This window comes from Streptomyces sp. NPDC058741 (assembly GCF_042746715.1).
Taxonomy (GTDB): Bacteria; Actinomycetota; Actinomycetes; order Streptomycetales; family Streptomycetaceae; genus Streptomyces.
Genome location: NZ_JBHYQH010000001.1, coordinates 263,855 through 286,546, shown reverse-complemented (window position 1 = coordinate 286,546; position 22,692 = coordinate 263,855). Strand labels below are relative to the sequence as shown.

The following is a 22,692-nucleotide window of genomic DNA, read 5'->3' as shown; positions in this document are numbered from 1 at the left end:
CCTCGCAGGCGGGTAAGCCCCTGAAGACGTACCCGAAGCAGAGACGATGCCCTCGCAGCAGTCCGAACCTCCCGACGGCCGACTCGCGCGGCTGCGTGGACCGCAGCCCCCTCAGCCGTACACCGCCCGCAAGATCACCGCACTGACCGCCAACCCCGCCTGCGCCCGCCGCGCGGTCCTCGACGCCGCCGGGGTGGACAAGGCGCTGCTCGCCCAGCAGGTCGGATACGAGCCGCGTTTCGGCCAGTCGCCCTTCGCCCTCGCCCGTGAACAGGCGTTCCACGCTCTCGTGAAGTGGGGTGGCTACGCCGAGCTCATCCAACTGCTGCGCGAGCAGCTCTCCGTCCCCGTGGCGGAAGCCCATGTGACCGACCTCAACGAGGTGGGAGGCAACACGGAGCTGCACGTGCGCGAGCGGGAGACCCGCCGCCTCCTCGCGCACGTGGCCTCCGGCCAGGACGTACGGCTGATCCTCGACCGCCCGGTGCTCACCCTCGAAGTCGCCGGTCAGACCGCGTACTTGGAGCCGGACGCGCTCACCCACCGCATCGACGGGAAGTTCCACGTCGTCCTGATCCGCTCCTTCGCGGCGATCGATGGCCAGGCCAACCCGACCGCCGTCGCCGAGACGGCCAAGCAGGCCGCGGTGTATGTCCTGGCCCTGCGCCGCGCTTTCGAGACCGCCGGTCTGCCCACCGACCAGCTCGCCCACGCGTTCCTGCTCGTCTGCCCCAAGGACTTCTCCAACCGCCCCTACGCCCGCCTCGTCGACCTCCGGCAGGAACTCGACGCCCTCCAGTTCCAGCTCTCGCGGCTGCGGCGAGCCGAGGACCTCGCAGCCCGGCTCCCCGAGACGGCGACCCTGGACACGACCCGAGACGCGGACGAACTGTCGGCATCCATAGAGACGTTGGACGCGTCGTACACGCCCTCCTGCCTGTCCTTCTGCGAGATGGCGCGCTACTGCCGCGACGAGGCGGACGGCTGCGCCTCACCGGCCCGCTTCGGCAGCGGCGTGCGCAACGACCTGCCGGGCATCGACTCCACCCGCACCGCGCTCGACTACCTGGACGGCGTCGCCGCCCCCGGAGAGGCCGAGGCGGAAGCCGCCGACCTGCTGCGCACCGCCGCCCGGCTGCGCCGACTCCGCCGGGGGGCCGCATGAGCGTCCTGTCCACCGTCGCGGCGCTGACGGCGTCCCGCACCGGCCGGGCCGAGCCGCTGACGACCGTCCGCCACCAGCACCTGGACGACAAGCCGTTCGCCCTGGTGCCGCTCACCCTCGCCGGTGAGGCCTGCGCACCCCTGGCCGCGCTCGCGGGCACGGACCCCGAGCACCCGGTCCTCCTCACCGTCCGCCAGCCGCGCAACCGCGCCGAACGCTTCCGGTTCGCCGAGCGCCTCGCCGATCTCCTCCTCGCGTACATCGACGGCTGCCGGACGGAGACGGAGCCCTACACCGTCGGCCGTGGCAAGGAGAAGGAGGAACGCCTGCGCTTCCAGCGGGGCCCGCAGCTCCTCGTACCGAACGGCGAGGGCATCGCGTACGTCCGCCTGCTGGGCCGGCTGACCAGACTCCGCGCCACCGAGGGACCGTACGCGGTCGACCCGTCCGTGCCCGCCCTCGGCAAGTGGCTGACATGGTTCGCGGACCTGGCCGAGTTCCCGAACTCCGGTGTGCTGCTCGCGATGACCCGGTCGCTCGCCGCGCACTGGGCGACGGGCCAGAGCCCTTCCGAGGACTCCCACCTCGCGTCCCTGCTCGCCTGGATCGATCCACCGGAAGGCAGCGACGGGGCGAGCGCGGCGCGGGAGACCGAGGACCCCGGCGTGTGGCCGCCCGCCGGCCCGTCCACGGACCCGGTCTTCGACCGGACCCTGCACGAGCTGATGACGCGGTACGACGAGGCGCCCGACGACCGCGGACGCGAGGCGGTCGGCCGCCAGGTCGACCGTGAACTGCACGGCCAGATGCTGCCCACCTGGCAGCTGATGTGGCGCGGCGCGGAGCTGCTCCGCGAGCTGCCGGAGGGCGCCCACGTCCCCGGCCGCTGGACCCTCGACCGGCGCTGGTTCTCCGAGTACGCCGAGTACCTGGACGCCGACGGCCGCCCCCAGGCCCGCCGCGACCAGGCCGTCCGGGCCGCCCGCCGCCTGGCCCGACTGGAGGACGCGGTCACCCGCTACGAGGCGGAGCGCGCGTACGACGATCCGCTGGTGATGGCGGAGTACGAGCTGACCGGCGAGGCGTTCACGGGCACGGTGACGGCCAGGGACGAGGACCGCTTCGTCCCCGGCGACCGCCCCGGCTCCCAGGTGTGGCGCCCGACGATCACGCTCCGCACCGACGCCCGTACCGTCCCCGCGGTCGGCACGGAGGTGAAGTCCCCTGCCCGGCCAGGCCAGGGAGCCCGGATCCTCGAGGTCCGGCAGAAGGACGACGGCGGCCACACCGTGGTGCTCCAGCTCGAGGGCGGCTTCGCGAGGAAGCGCAGGCCCCCGGCGCCGCCCGGCACCCTCGCCGAGACCGGCGAGGAGCTGACGTACACCACGCTCAACCCCACGGCCATGCCGTCCGCCCTCCCCGACGAGGAGGACACCCCCTGGACCCACGGCGGTCCGCCGCAGCCGTACGAGCCCACCGACGAGGACGCAGAGGAGACCTGGGAGTGACCGCCCTCCTTCCCGACACCGGGGATCCCGAAGCCCTCACCCCCGGCGAACGCGCGGACCGGGCGGTCGCGGGGATCCTGACCAGCCTCGACACCGCGCCCGGCCGGGGCGTCGTCGTGGACTCGCCCCCCGGGGCCGGGAAGTCCACGCTGGTGGTGCGGGCCACCGGGCACCTGACGTCCGCGGGCCACCAGCTCATGATCGTCGCGCAGACCAACGAGCAGGTCGACGACCTGGTGGATCGCATCGCGCAGAAGTATCCCGCCCTGGCGCTCGGCCGCCTCCACGCCAAGGGCCACATCCTCCCGCCCCGCGTCACCCGGCACCCCAACGTCACCGGGAGCAGGGAGGTGACGGACCTGCGCGACCTGCCCGTCGTGGTGTCCACCGCGAAGAAGTGGTCGTTCATCACCCCGGACAGGTGCGCGCCGTGGCGGTGGGCCATCGTCGACGAGGCCTATCAGATGCGCTCGGACGGGCTCCTGGCGACCGCCCCGCTGTTCTCCCAGGACGACTCACAGGTCCTCTTCGTCGGCGACCCCGGCCAGCTCGACCCCTTCGCCACCGTGGAGACCGACCGCTGGCACGGCCTGACCTGGGACCCCCTGCGCAACGCGGTCGACGTCACCCTCGCCCACAACCCCGACCTCGTCCGCCACCAGCTGCCCGTCTCCTGGCGTCTCCCCGAGTCGGCGGCACCCCTGGTCGAGCAGGCCTTCTACCCCTTCTACCGGTTCGTCCCCGGCACGACGGCAGCAGAGCGCGTGCTGTCGTACGCCAGCCTGCCCCACGGCTCAGGCCCACTGGACGACGTCCTCGCCCGGGCCGCCGCCTCCGGCTGGGGCCACCTGGAACTCCCCGCCCGCCACACCCTCGACCACGACCCGGAGGTGGCGGAGGCCCTCGCGGCGACGGCGTCCCGGCTGCTGGAGCGCGGGGCGCTGGTCAACGGGGAGCCCTTGACCACGGACCGCATCGCGATCGGCACGGCACGCACCGTGCAGGCGGACGCGGTCCGCAGACGCCTCGCCGTCCGCGGCCTGACCGGCATCACCGTGGACACCGCCAACCGCCTCCAGGGCCGCGAGTTCGACGTCACCCTCGTCTGGCACCCGCTCTCCGGCCGCCACGACGCCTCCGCCTTCCACCTGGAGACGGGCCGCCTGTGCGTCCTGCTGTCCCGGCACCGCTTCGCCTGCATCGTGGTGGCCCGCGCCGGCATCCGCGACCTGCTGGACCGGCATCCGCGGAGCAGTCCTGTGTATCTGGATGTGCCGCCCAAGTTTCCGGATGGGTGGCGGGCTCACCAGGTGGTGATGGGGCGGCTGGAGCGGGGGGAGCACAGAACACGTGGCTGACGGGCACGCCCCCTGTCGTGCCGCAAGTGTTACCGACAATGTGCGACAGCCCTCCGTCATGGTGAGTGCTGTCGATGAACAGCGCCATTCCTGCCGGTTGTTCAGCTCCTCGTCGCATCGTCTCAGTCGGTGTCGCTCTCACCGCGCTCGTGGCCGGATTCACCGGTACGGCTGATGGACTCACCTCTCCGTCCACAGTCTTTTCATCAGATGCCGCCTGTCGTCGGGTGCCGGAACTCTTCGAAACACGCCGGGAGATACCCGGTGAATGCAATCGACGCCATACCGGTGCAGCAACTGAAGTTCACGCTCGTCGGGCGTATCAGGGAGCAGCACGGCAAGCCGGTCCGCAGGACGCGGACTGTGCGGGGCGTAGTCCAACAGCTGGGAGAGGGCTTCACGCACGTACGCGTGCTCAGTGCGGCTCTTCGCTTCGATCACCTCCACACTGTCAGGCCCCTGTATATAGATGTCACAAAGGCCGACTGGAGATCGGAAACGCTCAGCAGCGACGGTGAGCGTTGCGCAGAACTCCGTGACCAACGGCTGTTCCTCACGCCTGTAGAGGGTCGTCGCCGCCGAGCGCCCGAAGCTGACGACCGGCGTGTGCTGCTGTTCCAATTCAGCCCGCTGGACCGAGAGCGGATCGCGAACAGGCGGCTTCTCAATGCCGAGTTGCTCCAACACCGTCCTGGTGGTTATGCGCAAACCCTCGATGACAGCTCGGGCTTTGTCACCTTCGAGCACCAACTGGCCGGGGAAGCCGTAGTTCTTGGAATATCCGATCAGTTTAGCCAGTTCCTCGTAGGGAACCTCAGCAGGAACGAAGTCCCGCAGGCTGTACACGGTATGCCAACTCTTACCTCCGGGTGATGGCGGCCAGAGCGTGTCGGCGACCTCGCGGTTGACGAAGATGACGCCGACTTCCCCTACAGCCAGTACCTTCTTCGCCCCGGTGAACAGAGCCACGTCGCCCGTACGAACGCTGGACATGGCCTTGTCATGAGCCGATGTGGCACCCCAGAAGCGGGCCACACCCATGGGATGAAAGCGGCTGAGCCGTTCAAGTTGTCGAGGCGACAGATGCCTCGTCAAGGCCTCATCGGTAAACGGCACTTCCTGCTCAAGCGTGTCGTGCCAATGTTTACGCGACTCCTTGCTTCCGTATGCCGGACACACGAGCACTCGCGCTTTGAAGTCGACGTCTGACAGGGAGCCCGCCGCGTCCTGGGTGAGATCAGCCGCACACACGTAGTGATCATAACCGTAGATCGGCTAATCATACTAAACGCTGTCCCGTAACTGCTGGTCACACGTGAGAAGATCTTGCTGTGGCTGGTGTGATCACGGCGTCGGAACCCTCCTGGACAGCCCCGTTCACCGGGCTGAGTCCGCGGCAGTTCGGCAAACTCGTCACCGCGCTGCGGCGCGAGGGTGCGGACCCGGTGCGCAAGGGCCGGCCGTGGAGCCTGCCGCTGGAAGACCGCATGCTGCTGGTCGCCGCGTACTGGCGGACCAACCTCACCCTGCGCCAACCGGCCCCGCTGTTCGGGGTGTCCACGTCCGCGGCCGACCGCATCATCGACCACTTCGCACCCTCGCTCGCCCTCCAGCAGCGCAAGCGGTTCCGCCAGGACACCGTGCTGATCGTGGACGGCACCCTTGGTTCCCACCCGCGACCACCAGGTGGCCGAGCAGTCGAAGAACCACCGGTACTCCACCAACCACCAGGTCGTCATCGACGCCGACACCCGGCTGGTCGTCGCCGTCGGCGGGCCGGTACCGGGCAACCGCAACGACTGCAAGGCGTGGAAGCTGTCCGGCGCCAAAGACGCCGTCGGCAAGACCACCGTCATCGCCGACGGCGGCTACCGGGGCACCGGCCTGGTCATCCCGCACCGCCGCGAGAGAGGCCAGGCCGACCTCCCCGGCTGGAAAGAGGAATGGCTGGTCAGCGGACGGCCGCGCCAGTTCATGGTGATGTGCGAGAAGAGCCGGTGCTCGATCTTGTTCCACTTCGACGTGCCCGGCGGCAGGTGGCACACGGTGATCGTCAGTCCCGTTTCGGCCGCGAGCCGGGCGAGTTCGAGCTTCCAGGCCCGGGTGCGGTATCCGTTCGAGCCGCCCGCGTCGGCGGTGATGAGCAGTCGCGTCGCCTGCGGGTAGGCGGCCCGGCCCTGGCCGCACCACCAGCGGCGGATCGATTCCGCCGCGAACGCGGCGGTGTCGTGATCGGTGCCCACGTTGACCCAGCCGGTGTTCGCCGCGACGTCGTAGATCCCATAGGGAACGGCCTTGCCCAACTGGGGGTCGGCGAAGTCATGGACGTTCACCGGCACCGGAACAGCCGCAGGCCGCCACTGACGGCCGTTGTTCTTGAACTCGCCGACGAGCTCCTTCTTCTTGGTGTCCACGCTGATCACCGGCTGGCCGGCGTCCCGGTGATCACGGGCCTGCTCGTTGAGGTAGCGGAACTGGGCATCTCGGTCGGGATGTTGGCTTCCCTCGATGGTCTTGGCGTTGGCCTGCAGACTGAAGCCTTCCTCCCGCAGCAGGTCCGCGACGGTGTCCGCACTGACCTTGTGCCCAGTCCGGGACAGCTCCCGCGCCAGCGTGCGGGTCGACTTCACCGTCCACCGCAGCGGCGACATCGGATCACCACGCTCGTCCGGCTCGACCAGCGCCAGGAGAGCCGGCCGCAGCCCCGGATCGAGATCTGCGACCCTCTTGCGGCTTCCGCCCGGCCGCCGCACCCGCCCCAGAGGACCGGCTTCCAGCTCGGACACGCCCTTGCGGACCGTGGCCTCACTCACCGAGGCCGCCCGCGCGACGGCCCGAACACCACCGTGTCCCAGAACGCGGGCCTCTGCGGCCATCAGCAGCCGTCGTTGCCGCTCATCCAGATGCGGGAACAACACCGCGAACTTCATGGCGAGTTGGGTACGGATCTCGTCCGGGATGCGCATACCACATCAACGAGCCATGGGACGGGAAGCAACACCTTGATGATCTGCAAGCCCTTAGGTATCGCAGTCCTCCAGTGAGTCCTCTTCACCGAGCCAATCGCCCATGCAGGCAACTGAGTTGTTCATGGTCTACTGGCAGCGGTTCCCATCCGGGTGCGACCGAGGGGACTCCGGTCGACCCTTCGACGCTTGGAAGCTGACCGCCGCGACTGGGCCATACTCGACGTCCACGCGGGCGGTCCAAACCCGCGACGGCCCCCAATTGCGTATCCGCCGACACCGCTACACCGCCCTGTCACCCTGGCCGGTCTCGTGGAAGTGGCGTGTTGCAGGTGGAAGACCAAAGGGGGCTGTCAGCTCCAAGGGGCATCTGCGGACTCGACGAAGGCCAGACCACCTGCTGGGACTCGCGGATGCGCGGGACCCTGATCAGCGTGCTCACCGCCGCTCTCGTCGCCGTCACCGGTCCCGCACCAACGCTCCCGCACCGGCGCCCGCCAGCACCCGAGAACCCCTCCGACTACTGCGGGCCGCCGTGCTGCCGCGCCACCGCTCACACGTCCGTCATGAACCCCACGAACCGCGACCACTCCTCGCGGCCGACGGCGAAGTGAGGACGCGACACGTCCTTGGAGTCCCTTACACACACGGCCTGTTCGGTGACGGCGACCTCCACGCAGTCGTCACCCTGACTGCCGCTGTAGCTGGACTTGAACCACGCCAGTTCCGGCCTCGCGCTCATAGCTCTCCTCGGAGTCGCTCCAGCAGACCCCGAGAGTCCTTGGCGTTCAGGGCCTGCGAGCGCAGTGTGTCATAGCGCTGGCAGAGGAGACTCACCTCTTTTACATCGGAGATCAGGCGGCCATTCTGCTGCCCCTCGGAGTACGTAAGTCGTTGCCCCCTGGGAGTCTCCAGAAGCCGCACCGGCCCATCCAGGCACGCATGCAACCCAGCCTCCAACGGCACAATCTGAAGCGTCACGTTCCGCGGTGCGCTCAGCTCCAGCACATGGTCGAACATCTCCCGCATCTGTTCCGGATCCCCGAACCGGCGCCGGAAGACGTGCTCTTCGACGATGAAGCTGAACGGCGTCGTCGGACGCTCGAACAGCATCCGCTGCCGCTCCATCCGCCGGGCCATGAAGTCCTCCAGCAGGCTGTCCGGCGCCACCGGAACGGTCCCCTCGAACACCGCCCGCGCATATCCCTCCGACTGCAACAACCCCGGCACCAGCCGGCACTCGTACGTGCACAGACTCACCGCCACCCGTTCCAGCCGAGCCCACTGCCGGAACCACGCCGCGAGCCCCACGTCCCCACGCCCCCGTGTCACGTACTGCGAGGCCTTCCGCAGGGCACCGGTGTTGCCCAACGCCTCCTCGGACCGCTCCACCAGCGCCACATCCGGCATCCGCCGCCCCAGCTCCACCGACTCGACCGTGTGCTTCGAGAAGCTCACCAGGTTCGCGAACTCGGTTCTGCTGTAACCCGCGTGTTCGCGCAGCGCCTGCATGACGGCTCCGAAGGTCCGCAGACTGTCCGAGGGCCCGGGCTCCCGATCCGTCTCGCCGCACGGCAGGTCCCCGCCGTCCACCACACCGCCGTCGGCCATCCGCAGCCACCTCCGGTTCGCACCCGCGCTGTTCGCCGTCCTGAAGTCGACGGCACTCAGCGTGACGCATGAGCCGTCGTACCGTCCACGGAATGTCCCCGTACGCTGACGCAGCGTACGGGCCGTGCGCCTGGAACACGCCTCGCGCATCCGTCACGGTGGCTCCATGAACACGATCACGCCCCAACACCGGGCTACCGTTCACACGTTCGCCCAGCTCCTGTCGTCCACTCGCCGTGGGGCGCGGCTCGCCCGTCTGCTCGCCGCCGGTCAGCTCCGCTCCTGGGAGGTGTCACCCGGCGTCACCGAACGGGCCGAGCAGATCGTGGCGGAACTCGCGGCCAACGCCGCCCTGCACGGTCGTGTGCACAACCGCGACTTCCGGCTCGCCCTCACCCTCGACACCGCGACCGGGCTACTACGCATCGCCGTCACCGACGCCCGGGGGGAGAGCCTTCCGTCGTTCGCCCCGGACCTCGAACCGCCTCTGGACGCCGAGTCCGGTCGCGGCCTCCTCCTGGTGACCGCCCTCGCCGACCGCTGGGGCGTCGAGCCCTACCCGCCCGGCGGCAAGACGGTCTGGGCCGAACTGTGTCTGCAGACCCTCGGCACGGACACGCGCAGGGAGCGGATCTGACCACGACGGCTGGGCGCGGTTCACCCGCTGCGCGACAGACGACCGAACACGGCCCTGTGCCCAGCCGATGAGTGGAGGCCAGACTCCCGCATGGGCCACCACACTTCTACCGGTTCGACGCGAACCAGGAGGCGCTGACGCTGACTTCGCAAGCGACGGCCGACCGCAACAGCGCCGGGTATGGACAGGTAGGAGCTGTCGCAAAACCCTCCGGAACCGGCAGCCTGAATGGGAGACTCCCTTGGGACGTAGCAACTCAGGGGGGCAAGGCATGGCAACGGATGCCCACGACGGACCGGTTCCGGACGGAGACGCTCGTGGGCGGCGAGTCCTCGACCTCCTGGACAAGGCGATCGGCGGCCAGAGCCCGCTGGTGCGCAAGAACATCGCCCGGGCCCGTCAGCGGAACCCTGAGGCGTCGCCGGCGCAGGTGACACGCAACCTGGAGCGGATGTGCGTCAGCTCCTTGACCGGGACAGGTGCCGCGGTCGGGGGGACCGCGGCCGCGCCCGGGGTCGGTACGGGAGTCGCGCTGGCGCTGTCGGCGGGTGAGGCGCTGTCGTCTCCGCTCCGGCCGAAGGCTTGTTCACCGCCTCCGCAGCCGTCTGGACTGGGGGGAGCGTGACCCCCGCACGTCAGACGGCAACCACATGCACATCCGCCGGCGCCAGGACCGTCAGGTAGGCCTGGATGTCCGACGGGTCGGTGGTGAAGATCACCGCACTGCCGTGCCGGGCCGCTGCCAGTGTCACCCACGCGTCCACCGCGTCCGGTCGCTTCTTCGCCGGCAGGGCCGCCCTGCCCAGGGCGGTGCCGATGCGCCGCCAGTCCGCGAGGTCCGGGCCCGTCGCGCAGGCAAGGCACTCCGGACGGCCGGCCTTCGTCTCGCGCATGGGCGGTTCGGACGTACGGGCCTGAGGGACCGTGCAGTCCTTCAGAACGCCGGACAGGGCGTGCACCAGCGCCGGCTGCGGGCGCCACACCTGGGCGAGGACCGGGCCGAGTACCAGTGCCCGGTGCGGGACCGTGCGCAGTCCCTCGTGGAGAGCCACCGCCTTGGCCTTGCGGTCGGCGAGCGCGATGAGCATGCCGGTGTCGTAGACCGGCACCCGTGCGCTCACGCGGCATGCCCCGGACGGCGGCCTTGCCGGTCCTGGCCGCGGACGAGCCCCAGGGCCTCCTCGACTTCGAGGCGTTCCTGCTCCGTCAGTTCCGCGGCCGGTTCCCGGGCCGGTTCGGCGGGCAGCCCGTCCGCCGCCCGCTCCGCCCGGGCGATGAGGGCATCCACCTCGGCGAACTGTTCCTCTATGGCGTCGCTCTCGGCCATCTGGCGCGTGGCGGCATGCACCAGGTACGCCGAGACGTCCATGCCCGCCCGTTCCGCGTGCTGCCTGATGCGCTCGGCCTGGTCCTGATCCAAGCTGATACTGATCCGCGTCTTTGCCACGAACGCATCGTAATACGCGTATGACGGCGGTGCGAGTGCCGCGGGACTGGTTGGTTCGGGTCCCTCTCGTACAGAGGACATGAGAGGGACGTGGCCGTTCATCACCGCGTCCTCGCCGACAGAGTCGCGATCACCCGCTCGACGTCGTCCCGCCAGGCCAGCAGCTCCCCCTGCGTGGGAGCCAGCTCGTACCCGTGGTAGTGGCAGGCACGGCTGAGACCGGCCCAGGTCGCCGACCAGCGGCGGGCCGTGTCGGGGTCGGCGTAGGACTCCAGGCACAGGGCCTGGGCGTGTGGCGGGCAGTGGGCCAGCTGCGGTTTGCGGGTCTGCCAGTAGCGGCGCAGGGCCTCTTCCAGGGCGTGGCGCAGCAGCAGTGCCACGGCGCGCGGCCAGACGCCGGTGGTGGAGGCGGTGGCGGTGCCGAGCAGCCGGTCCGCGCCCGCGAGCAGTTCCTCGGGGGTCGAGGTGGGCGGTGGAGGAGGCGGGAGGGGTGCGGGCTGCCTGGGCGGGAGCGCGGAGGGGACGGGTGTGGCCGGACGGATCGTGGTCACAGGGATCGCACCGCCTTCGCGAGGTCCGCGGTGCGGCGGATGATCTCGTCCACGTCGTCGACGGGCACGGCTTCGTGGGTGCCCCTGTTGCACCAGCGGATGTGATCGGCGGCCTGCCGGCCGTGGGCCCGGGTGAGGTCGGTCATCGTCTCGGCCACCCGGTCGGTCTCCCCGTGGAGGGCGAGGGAGGCCAGCTCGGTGAGCTTGTGGGCCTTGGCGATGCGCTGCTCGACCTCGGCGTGCGGCAGGCCCGTGCCGAGGAGGCGGCGCCTGGCCGGTTCGAGGAGGGCGGCCTCCAGGGCGGTGCGGCACAGGCCGGGCAGGACCCGGGTGACGACGTCGCCGGGCAGGTCGCGGGTCCTGGCGAGCGCCTTGGCGTCGTGCAGGGCCTGCTTGACGGGGTCGTCGCCGGAGCGGACGCGTACGGCGGAGCGCTCGCGGCGGTCGACGGTGAGGACGGTGGCGGGCAGCCGCAGGTACTTCAGGGCCTGCGGCAGACGGGTGTCGTGGGTGAAGACGACGACCTGGCGGTGCTCGGCGAGGAGGGCGAGGACCCGGGCGAGGCCGTCCACCTTGGCGGGGTCCATGGACTGCACCGGGTCGTCGATGACGAGGAACCGGAACGGGTTCTCCGGGAGGAACGTGCGCGGGAGGAAGAGGGACAGGGCGAGGGAGTGCAGCTCCCCCTGGCTCATCACACCGAGCGCGGGGGCGTCGATGTCGTCGACGGTCACGTCGAGGGCGACTTTGCGCTGGTTCGCGGAGCCGCTCAGGCGGACCGGGCCGAGCACGACGTTGCTCTGCTGGCGCAGGTGGGTCCAGATGCGCTGGGCGTCCTCGGCGATGGGCCGCATCCGGTCGGCGCGGATCTCGTCGTGGGTGGCCTTGAGCCACTTGTGGGCGGCCTTGACGCGGGCCAGGTGGGGGGCCGCCTGCTCGGCCGCGTGGGCCTTGTCGAGCCAGGCCGCCAGCGCCCGCGCGGTGTCGCGCCAGGTGTCGTCCTGATCGGCGAGGCGGGCCGCCGCCTCCTGGCGGGTGACCCGTGCGGCGTCGGCGGCGGTGCGTGCGGCGTTCTCGGCGGCGGACGCCAGCGCGGCCGGGTCGGTGACGGTGCGGCAGCGCAGCCAGTCGTCCCAGGCGGCGGCGATCTGGGTCGGCATCCAGTCGGGGGGCGGGACGGGCAGGTCGCGGACGGCCTGCGCGGCCGCGTCGAGTTCCGTGCGGGCGGTGAGGACCTGCTCGGCCTCGGCGCGCAGCCGATGTTCCTGCTCGGCGGCGTCCCGGGCCCATTCCTCGTCCAGGCGGGCCGTGCCACCGCACACCGGGCAGGTACCGAGGGCGGGGTGGGCGCGGTGGTGGGTGAGGGCGCGGGCGAGGAGTTCGGCGCGGCGCAGCGCGTCCTCGGCCGACGTGCCCCGCAGGTCGTCGGCGGAGGCGATGGCTTCACGGAGCCGGGCCACGGCCGTGGCGACCGCCTCGGTGTCGGGGCCGGTGAGGGTGGAGCGGCGACGCAGGTCGAACAGGAGTGACTCGTCCGCCGTGCCGGTCCCGGCGGCCAGTTCGGCCGCCCGCGCGAGGTCCGGGCGCCGGCCGCTCAGTGCGGTGCGGGCGGAGGCCGCACGGGGGTCTTCGGTGCTGTCCAGAAGAGCGAGGACGGCGGGCAGTTCGGTCTTGGCCGCCTTGGCGGACGCCTCGTGTGCGCGGGTCAGTTCGCGCAACCGCTTGTCGGCGGCCGCGAGTTGCTCCAGTCCGAGGATGGAGGCGACGGCGTCGTACATCTCGCTGGGTTTGCCGCCGATCACCTGGCCGAGTTCGGAGTACGACAGGAAGGGGCGGTAGGTCGCCAGGTCGTCCTGCCAGCCGAGGTCCGGGAGGGGGACGGGGACGTGGCCGGGCCGGTCGAGTGCGGCGGTGGAGTCGGCGACGTCGTCTCCGTGCCAGGCGCGCAGCACGGTGGCGGGCTCGGGGTCACGGTCGATGCGCAACTCCACGGCGACCTGCGGTTCCTGGCCGTGGTGGAGGTTGCGCCAGCTCTTGCGCCAGATGTCGCTACGGCCGCGCCAGCGGGCGTTGTCGCCGGTCAGCGTGATCTCGACGGCTTCGGCGAAGCTCGACTTGCCGGAGCCGTTGCGGCCGGTGACCAGGGTGAGCCCCGGGCCGGGAGTGAGGGGGAGGCGGGCGGTGCGGCCGATACCGCGGAAGCCGCTGACGGTGACGGACTGGAGGTAGGCGCCCGGCATCCGGCCGCGCGCCGGGCCGTCGTCCTGGAAGGTCGAGAGCAGGAGTGCCCGGGTGTCCTCGTCGAGGTCCGAGCCGGCGAGCCGCCCGGCGATGAGATCGACGAGGGTGCCGGCGGCGGGTTCCTTGGGCGACTGTCCCGTGGGAGACGGGTCCGGTGCGGGATCGGCGGATACGGACATGACGGGACTCCCGTGGAGGCGGCGGCTGCGGGACGAAGCGCCGGACGGGCCGATGACGGCTGAGCGGCGAGGTGCGCACGGGTGCGGCGGAATGACGCGGGGACCGTGGGTCGTGCGCTGTCGGTGACCATAGCCCACACGAGCCCGATCATGGAACTCATTGGAAATTCATGGAGAGTTTTGGTACGGGCCGCAGTGCGACGCTCCCGGCCCCGCACTCACAGACGCCACTCCTCGGCGAGCACGCCCAGCAAGTCCTCCTGCCTGGCCTTGAGCAGCTCAGGGGTCCACTCGGCGTGCTGGAGCACCTGGCTGGTCAGCGCGAAGGGGACCACTCCCCCGCGTCCGGTGAAGTACTTGGCCTTCTTGGCTGCGAAGTCGTAGTTCTGGGCGGCCGAGTTCTTCGCGCGGTTCAGCAGGACCAGGTTGCCCAGGCGGTGCGTCCACCCGGCGCGCTGCTCCTCGTCGAAGAGCTCCACCCACCGCGAGTCGACCTTCGGGTTCTGCGGCAGAACGTGCTCCACGGTGATGAGGGGATGGTCGTACGTCACCCCCTGCCCGCGGGCCAGCAACTCGTCGAGCCGGAGCAGCACGTACTTGCGGATCCGGCCGACAAGGTAGAGATCGCCGTCAAGCCTGGACCGGGTGTCCGCCTTCTCATCGTCCCTCAGTTCGAGTGCCGGCGCATCGAGGCCTTGGCCCTCGTCGAGCTGCCGGAGCAACTCCGCGTAGCGGGTGACGCGCGGGGTCGTGTAGACGCGGCGGATGAACATGCTGGCCGACAACCGCTCCAGCGCCCGTATGAAGGCGTCGAGCCAGACCGGGTCGTTCTCGTGATGACGCAACGCCCAGAGAGCGGCGGGCCGCCAGTCGTAGTTGTCGATCTGCTGGAGGCGCCGGAACCAGGCGTTGACCGCTTCCGCCCCCGAGGCCGACTCGTAACGCGCCTCCCGGATCTGGGCATAGGCCTCGGCGTACGGCCGCACGACGTCATGCACGAAGGCCTCGGCCTCGTCGGGGAGATAGTGGCTGAGGACCTGTTCCGGGAACTCCTTGAGCAGTTCCTGCTCCGCCCGCTTCTTGGCGAAGATCATGCGAAGGTGGAGGAAGAGCTCCGCGAAGTCGTCACGCCCCAGCATCTCCTCGGCGTCCTCCCAGGTGATGGCGCACGCCTCGGAGGTCTCCTCGTCGAGGTCACCGATGATCTGCGACTTGAAGATGTCGGTGGGCGACAGGTCCAGCCCCCGGGAGTTCATGACACTGAAGATCCGGTGGGCGCTGTCGAGGTCGGGAGTACTGACCACGACCAGGAACGTCCGCTCGGCGAGCATCTGAGCCAGTGCCAGCCGACGTTCCTCGGGCAGCGCGGTGAGGCTGCGATGCAGGGCGGTCGCATTGCGGAGAACCGCCTTCTGCGCGTCGGTCCGCAGGGAGTCTTCCTGAAGTTCGAGCAGGGTGTCCACCGCACCCTTCGTCTGCACGTGCTTCTCGAAGAAGTCCGCGTCCCGTCTCCGCAGCGTGAGCCGGGGCCTGGGGGCAAGTCCACGGATCTTGGCACCTGGCTCCATCACCAGCCGGTCGAGATCGCCGCGCAGGTCCGCATCCTCGGTGAGGTCGCGCAGGACGGACAGGAGAATGGTCAGAGTCGTGAGACGCTGCTGGCCGTCGATGACCTCCGCCCTCGGAGCCCCGCCGTCCTTGACGAGCACGATGGAGCCGAGGAAGTACGGTTCGTCCGTCCCGCGGTCCAAGGCCTCCTGCAGGTCCATCAGCAGTTGGGACGCCTGCTCCTCATGCCAAGCGTAGGGGCGTTGGTAGTCGGGGATCTGGAAGTCGAAGTCGCTGCTGAACACCTTGTGCAGGGGCATCTCGTGCGCCTCTAGCTTCTGCATGCCCTGATGATGGCGGAGGAGGAATCGCTGACACAGTGGATCTGCCCAACTTCCCTCAAGATCAATGGCGGAACTGAAGCAACAGCTGCTGGATCAGGCTGCCGAGGACGCCGGTCCCGTGGAGGCCGACGAGGAGCGGCCGGCGTCGGTGCGTCCCAGCGAGCGGCACGCCAGACTGAAGAGGGCCCGTGAGATGGCCGAGGGCGGAAAACCGCAATCCCTGACCGTGCAGGAGCTGCTGGGCCGGTGGGGGGCCGCAGGGCGCGGGTTGGTCAACGAGCTGACGACTGCCGACGTGGTCGACGCACTTCAGCAGGCCACCCTGCGGGAGGCAACCCGCGAGGTGCACTCGGCGCGCGACCTCCTCACCCGGCAGGGGCGTGAACGACCCCTCTGCCTCGTGAGCGAAGCCTCAGAAATCACTGTCGTCCCTATCCGAGGTCAGCGCGTACTCCTGCCCCTCGCCGCCCAGCCCTGAAGGTCGCATCGCACCCCCGACTCACCTGTCCGGTCCGAAAGCGACCCGGATTCGACCCGGGCAGTGTGATCAGTGAGACAGCATAGCCTCTGAACTGCGGAAATAAAGGAGCGTCAAACGAGTCGGGCTGTGGGCCGAGTTCTGTTCACGCAGTTCATCGCGGAGCTCCGGGCGACGGCCATCCACGTGCTAGATCAAGCCAGTTCGGGCTCATCTGCGTTGCGCCTGCAACGCAAGGCGCGGAAGGATGTTCGACGGACTGTGAGTCACACGTACCGTGTGAGGACGCTGCAGTGATCGCACGGCACCACTGCGCAACACGCTTACGGGGGTAGGGGTATGAAGTTCGACATGGGGTCGACCACCCTGTCGGAGCTCGGGAAGAGCACCGTCGGGTCGAGTGAGGACCTGGGCACGCTGATCACGTGGCTGGTCCAGGCGGCGGAGCCGCTGGAGGGCAAGTTCAACGGGGCGGGCAAGGCCGCGTTCGACAGGTTCAAGCTGAACGCCGACGAGATCACCGCTGCGCTGAACGGTTCGCTGAGTGCGATCCTGGGCGGCCAGTCCGGCATGGACACCGCGTTCGGGACCGGTGACGTGGAGTTGGAGGACAACGCCCACCAGAACATGGGCGCCGCCAACTTCGACGCGGCTCGCTTCGGCGCGCGCTAGCCACGGAGGCGCCGTAGGCGCCCGTCGACCGTGGCCACTTTCACCGTCACCGTTTCGAGGGGGACCTTGACCATGCCTCAGAACCAGGACCGCCGTTCGTACGACACCGGCGCTTCCGGCGAGGTCCAGATCAGCCTGCACACCGTCATCGGGCAGCTGGAGCGCGTACTCGCCGACCGCGACCGCGCCGTGAAGGCCGCCATGGCCGACTTCACGGCGGACGGAGTCGCCGACGAGTACCACGGCAAGGAGAACCGCTGGCACCGCGCGGCCGGTGAGGTCCGCGAGATCATCCGGCTGGTCCGCACGACCATGGAGCAGAACGACGGGACCGCGCAGACGACCCTGGCCAAGGCGCGGGCAGCCGTCGACAACATCGGCTGACGTCGGACGCTCAGCGGCAGCAGGGGCAGGGGCGGGGAAGGGCCGGGAGAGGGAAACGGGGGCTGGCGCATGCCGGCATGGGACATCTCGCCGTCCGGGGTTCAGAGTGTGGTCTCGAACGTCGGCGACGTCATGAAGGTCCTGGACGAGATCGTCCAGGCGTACTCGGGTGACATACAGGGGGCGGCCACCTCGGCGGGGACGCTCGCTCCGGGTGGGGCGGGCGGTGAGCACAAGGGACAGACCGGGCTGGTGGCCGCCGCTCTCGCGGAGTTCATGGAAGGCACCGCGGACGAGCTGAAGTTCATCGGCGAGCGTGTCGGCAAGTCGGTCAACGGCGCGGTGGAGGCCACGGTGGCGTACCGGGACGGTGACCTGGAGATGGCCGCGGAAGCGCAGCAGCGGGCTGCCGGGCTGATCATGCCCGACATGCCGGACGGCTGGAAGGCAGGCCGCCTGTGATCAAGCCGGAGTCCATCCCGCTGTTCACCGGTGATCTCGGTCAGCTGGAACAGCACACGGACGCCCTGCGGAAAGAGGCGGACGGCATCCGTCAGGCCGGTGGCGAGGCCCATCGGCAGTTCCAGGGCCTGTCGGCCTTCTACCAGGCGCCGGAGGCGGAGGACCTCTTCGCCTCCACCACGCCCGTGCGCGACGCGGCCGACCGGTTCGGGGACAAGGTCGCCACGGTGGCCGACGCCCTGCGCACGTACGCGGCCGAAGTCGCGCCGATAGCCCAGCGGTTGGCACAGTTGCAGAGCCGGGCGACCACGTTCGTCGCCGGGCTGAAGACGAGTGACGGGGCTTTCGACGAGAACTGGACCGATGACGCGGACAAGGTCTCACAGCACCAGGCTCTGATGCATGACGTGCACGTCGCACAGGAGCAGTTCGCCGCTGCCGAGATCGCCTGCAACAACAAGATCACCGCGCTGGTCGGCGGCACCCAGTACGTGATGAACACCGGGGCCAAGCAGCTCATACCCCGTGGTGCCGAGATGTACGGCTACAGCGCCGAGGTACTGGACCAGGCGAAGGAACTCCCCTGGGGCACGCCGGTCACCCAGTCCCACGACTGGTGGGACCCCGACGACCTCGGCTACTACGCCAAGAGCTTCTTCTGGGACGGCATCATCGTCGACAACGTCTGGGGCACCATCGACGGTGTCGCGACCCTGGCCGGGTTCCACGGCTCCGACAGTGCGGGGCAAGCCTGGGAAGGCCTGGTCCGGGCGGTGGTCGGGGCCGAGACCTGTCTCATGGAGTCCGGCGGCAAGAAGCCCACCGGCGTCTTCGCGACCGACTTCGCCCAGGAGAGCAAGGGGTACGCCAAGGAGTTCGCCAAGGGCTTCGTCGCCTGGGACATGTGGGAGGAGAACCCGGCCCGCGCCGCGGCAACCGTCGTCTTCAACGGCCTCACCCTGGGCGCCGGCCCGCTCAAGATCGCGTCCGCGGGCAAGGCGGGCACCGCGGCGAAGGTCGCCAGCACGGTCGCCAAGGTCGGCGACGCGATCGACCCGATCAGTGCCACGGTCAAGGCAACGGGGCATGCCATCCCCACCATCGTTCAGGTCACGGAGAACCTGCGCGGCGTGAACAACGTCCCCGACCTGCGCGCTCCGCACAGCGTCCTGGAACTCGACGACGGCTCCAAGGTCGTGATCGAGAACGGTGAGTTCATCGCCTACGACAAACACGGCGACCTCGTCGGCGAGGCACCCACGCCGGAACGATCCACCCCCACGCAAGCGGCGCCGGAACAGACGTCTGCAGGAGAGCGTCAGCTTGTCGGCGTCGGCAGCAGAGGGCAGCCACCGCAGGCATCCGCCTCAGTAGGAAGCCGCCCCGAAAATGGAACGGTGGATTTCGGCAGTACTGCCCGACAGCACGCCTCGGATGCCTCGCCGAGTCACCATGCCACTTCCGGCAGTGGCAACGGAGCTGGCATCGGCGTTGAGACCACGAGCGGGGGTGGACGAGCTGGAACGTCACACCAGTCCGGCGGCTCTGACCACTTGGGCGAAACCGGTGACGGCGGACGACTCGGAAATGAGGCAGTCAGTTCTGACCATCACGGAGCGGACGGACATGACAACCCCGGTGATCAGCTCACTGCCGAGGAGCGAAAGCGCCGGCAGGATGAACTCGTCAAAAAGGCCAACGATCCAGACTGGCGAAAGAAGTACTACGACGCCCGCGGTCACCGCCTGAGCAAGAACACGAAGGTCAACGGCGTCGAACTGCCCATTATCACGCAGCGCCCGAACGGCGAGTGGATCGCGAAGTACGACATGCCGAGCGGCCCATCGGAAACCAAATTCGGATCAAAACCGCTTAGTCCCGACACGGTCCCCGAGGGCAACCTCCCAGACCTCGATACTGCCGCAAAGAACCGCAAGGTGGCGGTGGAGCTCACCAATGCGGAAAAGGCCCACAAGGAGAATCCCACCCGCGCAGCACACGAGGCCCTCGAGGAAGCACAGAAGGCCTATACCGATCAACTCGGCGATATGCCGAACAACAGCAAGATTTCTGAGGCACTCGGCGAGAAGGCAGCTGACCTCCACGTGGTACCCCACGAGTTTCCAAAGGCCAAGGAGATCAAACTCCCGAAGACGCCCACCGGCGCCGACATGTTCGACAAGGTTTACGACCTCGGTGACGGCAAATACCTCATCGTCGAGGCGAAGGCACCTTCAGGGGAGTTGGACTGGCGCCGAGGTGTCGCCGACCCGGAAGACCCGGCGAACCCACATGTCGGTGACGACGGAGGAGCCCAGGGCATGAGGGTCAAGCAAGGCACAAGGCTGTACGTTCGTTCCATACTTGGCCTGATGACGCGGCGGGGTGGGCGGGACGCCGAGATCGCGGCAGAGCTACGCCAAGCCCTCAAGACCGGTAATCTGGAGTACGCCCTGGTCAAGGCACAGAAGCCGGACGGTTCCTCCTACGCTGGTGCCATGTTCGACTATTTCAAGATCTAGCCGGAGGAGAGCTGGTGGTCACCCGTATCCCACGCCATGGCTTCCGCACGAGAGACGTCGCCGAAGCCATGGCGCCGATCGTCAAGAGCGCCGAGGAGGTGCTCGACGAACTCGAGACGTCGGAGTTCGACCGCTTCGACGCCTTGGACTACACACTGACCATGGCGAAGTGGCGCTGCCTGCCGGACCCCACCGGGGAGACATTCGCGACGTGGGAGGCGTGGGTTACCGCCATGCAGGTGGGCTGCGCCCTCTTCGATGCAGGCATGGCGACCGAAGGACCTGTCGCCTGCCGCATCGGTGTGGATGCAGAGGTGAAGAGCCTCCCCGCCACGGGCCCCCAGGAGTACCTGCACGCCGGAAATTGGCTTACCACCTACTACCTGGCGGCAATCTGCCGGGAGAACGATCGCCTCAATCGGCTGGCTCAGGTGCCTGTCTCATTCCTTCGTGCGTCCGGCGTGGAGTTCGACGAATACATCTACGCGTGGGTGGAGACCCTGCAGCACGCCTGGTTCAGGCGAACGGAGATGTGGGACACGCTGGTCACTGCGGTGAACGGCACTACTCCCGAGGCCGCGCGGATTGCGAGCCAAGAGCTGATGCTGAAGATCCTCTATCCGCCCCTTGAGCTCTTCCATCGTTACCAGCGTCAGGATGCCGCGCAGCTCAACGCGGCGCTTGTCGACGCTCTTACCTGGCACAAGGAATACTGGACCGCTGACGAGACCCGTTCCCTGAATGGTGATGGACTGGTGGCGCTGGGGCCTCTCGCCATCGCCTGTATGGCACACGACGCAGGCATGCTGATCGAGGTCGAGTCTGAGTACCTGCCCAAGGAACTTCTGCAGTTCGGCTGGGCGGGCGAGGTCGACACGTGACACACGACTTCCGTGAGCACAGCTGGCTGGGCGAGTTCCCGACGTGACGGCCCAGGACTATGACAGCCAGCTCCTGGAGTCGGTATCAGTCCGCCGTCGCCGTCTCCGCGACGCCCTGCTCTTCGGCACCCAGCGCCAGCGGCGCTCCGCCGACGAGAGGTTGGGAAAGCTGTTCGTCGGTGTCGTGATCGCGGCAGTGGTGTGCGCGGGGTGTGTGGGGTGGTCGTTCGTGTCGCATCGGGTCATCGGGAAGAGCCCGTACGGGGAGTCAGTACCGTCGCAGCCGTCCACCTCACCATCGCCTTCGCCTTCGCCCCCAATGGCATCGTCTACCCGGTGATAGGTTCGAACACGTGATACCCACGGGGACTTTGAGCCGTTCAGCGGCCGGCCGGCGGACGGCGCTCAGCCGGGTCACCCTGGTCGGCGAGCGGCGCCGGGTCGACCTCGTGCTGCCCTCGCTGGAGCCGGTCGGGGTTCTCCTGCCCGAGATCATGCGGTTGCTGGACGACCGCGTGGGCGCGCGGCCCGAGTCGCGGCACCTCGTCACCGCTGACGGCTCCGCGCTGGAGCCCGACGATTCGTTGGCGTCGGCAGGTGTGCCGGACGGGGCCGTGTTGCGGCTGGTCCGTGTGCAGGACGCGCCGTCGGCTCCTGTCGTGCACGACGTGAGCGACGAGGTCGCCGACGATCTCGGCGTACGGGCGTGGCGGTGGCGTCCTGCGGTGCGCAGGGTGGTCGCCGGCGCCGCAACCGTGTTCTGGGCGGTGGCCGCAGGCGTGCTGGCCCGCGGAGAGTTCGATCGGGCGGCGGTCGGCGCCGGGTTGCTCGCCGCCGCGGGTGCGGGTGCGCTCGCCGGGGTGCTGTGCGGGCGTGTACGGCGGCAGGGTCTTGCCATCACCTTGATCGTCACTGCCGGCGCCCTGGGCGTTCTCGGCGTCTGGACCTGTGCTGACGCGTACGGCTGGTCTGGTCCGCAGCGACTCGCGTGGCTCGCCGTGTCCGTGGCGACTGCGCTCTTGCTCGCCGGATGGTTCACGCCGTTGGGGCGCGGGGGGCTGTTCGGGGCCGGGGCGGTCGGCGGGTGTCTCGTGCTGTGGGAAGTGGCCATCGCCCTTCAGGACGGTGCGGGGTCCGCGGCCGGGCAGGCCCGGGCCGGCGCGTTGCTGGCGGCTTTCTCCGTTGTCGCCCTGGGCGTGCTGCCGCGGCTGGCGCTGATGGCGTCGGGGCTGACCGGGCTGGACGACCGGCGTACGGGTGGGGCGTCGGTGAGCCGGTACCAGGTGGCCACGGCGCTGGCGGCCACCCATCGCGGGCTGGCGATCGCGACCGTCGTGCTGGCCGCCTCGGCGGCCGTGGCCGCAGTCATGGTGCTGCTCTCGGTGTCGGTGTGGACGGTGCTGCTCGGTGTCATGGTCATGGTGGCGCTCGGGCTGCGGGCGCGTGCGTTTCCGCTGACCGCCGAAGTCGTGGTGCTGCTCGTGGCCGCGAGCGTTGTCGCGGTGCGGCTCGTTGTGCTGTGGCTGGAGAACACCGCGGCGGCCGGCCCGATTGCCGTACTGGGCCTGCTCGCGGTCGTCCCCCTCGTGGTGCTGAGCGTGGAGCCCGCCGAACATGTGCGGGTTCGGCTGCGGCGCATCGGCGACGTCCTGGAGTCAACCGCCGTGATTGCCATGCTTCCGCTGGTCATCGGCGTGTTCGGGGTGTACGGGCGGCTGCTCGGCACCTTCGCGTGAGG

20 protein-coding genes and 2 pseudogenes are annotated in these 22,692 nt (G+C 69.3%); 13 read left to right on the top strand and 9 right to left on the bottom strand.

What is annotated here, in order from left to right; genetic code table 11:
• Positions 1-46: 46 nt before the first annotated feature.
• Genes ACFW6P_RS01345 through ACFW6P_RS01335 form a run of 3 tightly spaced genes read left to right on the top strand, consistent with a single transcriptional unit; the run spans position 47 to position 4,031 of the window.
• Positions 47-1,165 (top strand): hypothetical protein, encoded by a 1,119-nt coding sequence (locus ACFW6P_RS01345; protein ID WP_386422569.1) that lies wholly within the window; start codon positions 47-49, stop codon positions 1,163-1,165.
• Positions 1,162-2,673 carry a hypothetical protein gene (locus tag ACFW6P_RS01340; RefSeq protein WP_386353908.1) on the top strand — a complete coding sequence of 504 codons (1,512 nt, stop codon included), beginning with the start codon at positions 1,162-1,164 and terminating at the stop codon, positions 2,671-2,673. The genes ACFW6P_RS01345 and ACFW6P_RS01340 overlap by 4 nt, the downstream gene beginning before the upstream one ends.
• Entirely contained in the window at positions 2,670-4,031 is a 1,362-nt protein-coding gene (locus tag ACFW6P_RS01335) for an AAA family ATPase (protein ID WP_386353906.1), read from the top strand. The genes ACFW6P_RS01340 and ACFW6P_RS01335 overlap by 4 nt, the downstream gene beginning before the upstream one ends.
• A gap of 180 nt (positions 4,032-4,211) precedes the next feature.
• On the opposite strand, the gene ACFW6P_RS01330 is transcribed toward ACFW6P_RS01335, so the two are convergent.
• Entirely contained in the window at positions 4,212-5,282 is a 1,071-nt protein-coding gene (locus tag ACFW6P_RS01330; RefSeq protein WP_386353904.1) for a hypothetical protein, read from the bottom strand.
• A gap of 80 nt (positions 5,283-5,362) precedes the next feature.
• On the opposite strand from ACFW6P_RS01330, the pseudogene ACFW6P_RS01325 reads away from it, so the two are divergent.
• A pseudogene (locus ACFW6P_RS01325) lies at positions 5,363-5,975 on the top strand (transposase); the annotation flags it as partial.
• Here ACFW6P_RS01325 and ACFW6P_RS01320 read toward each other — a convergent pair.
• From ACFW6P_RS01320 to ACFW6P_RS01310, 3 genes and pseudogenes are all read right to left on the bottom strand, one after another.
• Positions 5,975-6,997 (bottom strand): annotated as a pseudogene (locus tag ACFW6P_RS01320) (ISAzo13 family transposase); the annotation flags it as partial. The pseudogenes ACFW6P_RS01325 and ACFW6P_RS01320 overlap by 1 nt on opposite strands.
• A gap of 553 nt (positions 6,998-7,550) precedes the next feature.
• The gene (locus tag ACFW6P_RS01315; protein WP_386353899.1) at positions 7,551-7,739 is read right to left on the bottom strand and encodes a DUF397 domain-containing protein; all 189 of its coding nucleotides are present in this window, start codon (positions 7,737-7,739) and stop codon (positions 7,551-7,553) included.
• The gene (locus ACFW6P_RS01310) at positions 7,736-8,608 is read right to left on the bottom strand and encodes a Scr1 family TA system antitoxin-like transcriptional regulator (RefSeq protein ID WP_386353897.1); all 873 of its coding nucleotides are present in this window, start codon (positions 8,606-8,608) and stop codon (positions 7,736-7,738) included. Before ACFW6P_RS01310 ends, ACFW6P_RS01315 begins: the two co-directional genes overlap by 4 nt.
• 166 nt (positions 8,609-8,774) lie before the next feature.
• On the opposite strand from ACFW6P_RS01310, the gene ACFW6P_RS01305 reads away from it, so the two are divergent.
• Entirely contained in the window at positions 8,775-9,245 is a 471-nt protein-coding gene (locus tag ACFW6P_RS01305; protein WP_386353895.1) for an ATP-binding protein, read from the top strand.
• A gap of 635 nt (positions 9,246-9,880) precedes the next feature.
• Here the strand turns inward: ACFW6P_RS01305 and ACFW6P_RS01300 are convergent.
• The 5 genes from ACFW6P_RS01300 to ACFW6P_RS01280 form a co-directional block, all read right to left on the bottom strand.
• On the bottom strand, positions 9,881-10,366 hold the full coding sequence (locus ACFW6P_RS01300) for a hypothetical protein (protein WP_386353893.1): 486 nt from the start codon (positions 10,364-10,366) through the stop codon (positions 9,881-9,883).
• Positions 10,363-10,692 (bottom strand): plasmid mobilization protein, encoded by a 330-nt coding sequence (locus ACFW6P_RS01295; protein WP_385658948.1) that lies wholly within the window; start codon positions 10,690-10,692, stop codon positions 10,363-10,365. Before ACFW6P_RS01295 ends, ACFW6P_RS01300 begins: the two co-directional genes overlap by 4 nt.
• Before the next feature lie 101 nt (positions 10,693-10,793).
• Positions 10,794-11,243: a hypothetical protein gene (locus ACFW6P_RS01290; RefSeq protein WP_386353891.1), complete on the bottom strand. Its 450-nt coding sequence runs from the start codon at positions 11,241-11,243 to the stop codon at positions 10,794-10,796.
• A complete protein-coding gene (locus ACFW6P_RS01285) occupies positions 11,240-13,663 on the bottom strand; it encodes an AAA family ATPase (protein ID WP_386422566.1) in 2,424 nt (807 codons plus the stop codon). Before ACFW6P_RS01285 ends, ACFW6P_RS01290 begins: the two co-directional genes overlap by 4 nt.
• Positions 13,664-13,881: 218 nt before the next feature.
• On the bottom strand, positions 13,882-15,555 hold the full coding sequence (locus ACFW6P_RS01280; protein WP_386422564.1) for a DUF262 domain-containing protein: 1,674 nt from the start codon (positions 15,553-15,555) through the stop codon (positions 13,882-13,884).
• A 64-nt stretch (positions 15,556-15,619) separates the two neighbouring features.
• Here ACFW6P_RS01280 and ACFW6P_RS01275 point away from each other — a divergent pair, with 64 nt between their 5' ends.
• The 8 genes from ACFW6P_RS01275 (at position 15,620) to eccD (ending at position 22,690) form a co-directional block, all read left to right on the top strand.
• Entirely contained in the window at positions 15,620-16,033 is a 414-nt protein-coding gene (locus ACFW6P_RS01275; RefSeq protein ID WP_386422561.1) for a hypothetical protein, read from the top strand.
• 339 nt (positions 16,034-16,372) lie between these two features.
• Positions 16,373-16,705, top strand: coding sequence for a hypothetical protein (locus ACFW6P_RS01270; protein WP_356434609.1), 333 nt, complete (start codon positions 16,373-16,375; stop codon positions 16,703-16,705).
• A gap of 72 nt (positions 16,706-16,777) precedes the next feature.
• Positions 16,778-17,089, top strand: coding sequence for a pore-forming ESAT-6 family protein (locus ACFW6P_RS01265; RefSeq protein ID WP_386353883.1), 312 nt, complete (start codon positions 16,778-16,780; stop codon positions 17,087-17,089).
• Between the two features lie 69 nt (positions 17,090-17,158).
• Positions 17,159-17,551, top strand: coding sequence for a DUF6507 family protein (locus ACFW6P_RS01260; RefSeq protein ID WP_386422559.1), 393 nt, complete (start codon positions 17,159-17,161; stop codon positions 17,549-17,551).
• Positions 17,548-20,073 carry a hypothetical protein gene (locus ACFW6P_RS01255; RefSeq protein WP_386422557.1) on the top strand — a complete coding sequence of 842 codons (2,526 nt, stop codon included), beginning with the start codon at positions 17,548-17,550 and terminating at the stop codon, positions 20,071-20,073. The genes ACFW6P_RS01260 and ACFW6P_RS01255 overlap by 4 nt, the downstream gene beginning before the upstream one ends.
• 14 nt (positions 20,074-20,087) lie before the next feature.
• Entirely contained in the window at positions 20,088-20,954 is an 867-nt protein-coding gene (locus ACFW6P_RS01250) for an immunity 49 family protein (protein ID WP_386353877.1), read from the top strand.
• Between the two features lie 43 nt (positions 20,955-20,997).
• Positions 20,998-21,294: a hypothetical protein gene (locus ACFW6P_RS01245; protein ID WP_386353875.1), complete on the top strand. Its 297-nt coding sequence runs from the start codon at positions 20,998-21,000 to the stop codon at positions 21,292-21,294.
• A gap of 31 nt (positions 21,295-21,325) precedes the next feature.
• Positions 21,326-22,690 carry a type VII secretion integral membrane protein EccD gene (gene eccD / locus ACFW6P_RS01240; RefSeq protein WP_386422554.1) on the top strand — a complete coding sequence of 455 codons (1,365 nt, stop codon included), beginning with the start codon at positions 21,326-21,328 and terminating at the stop codon, positions 22,688-22,690.
• Positions 22,691-22,692: the final 2 nt, after the last annotated feature.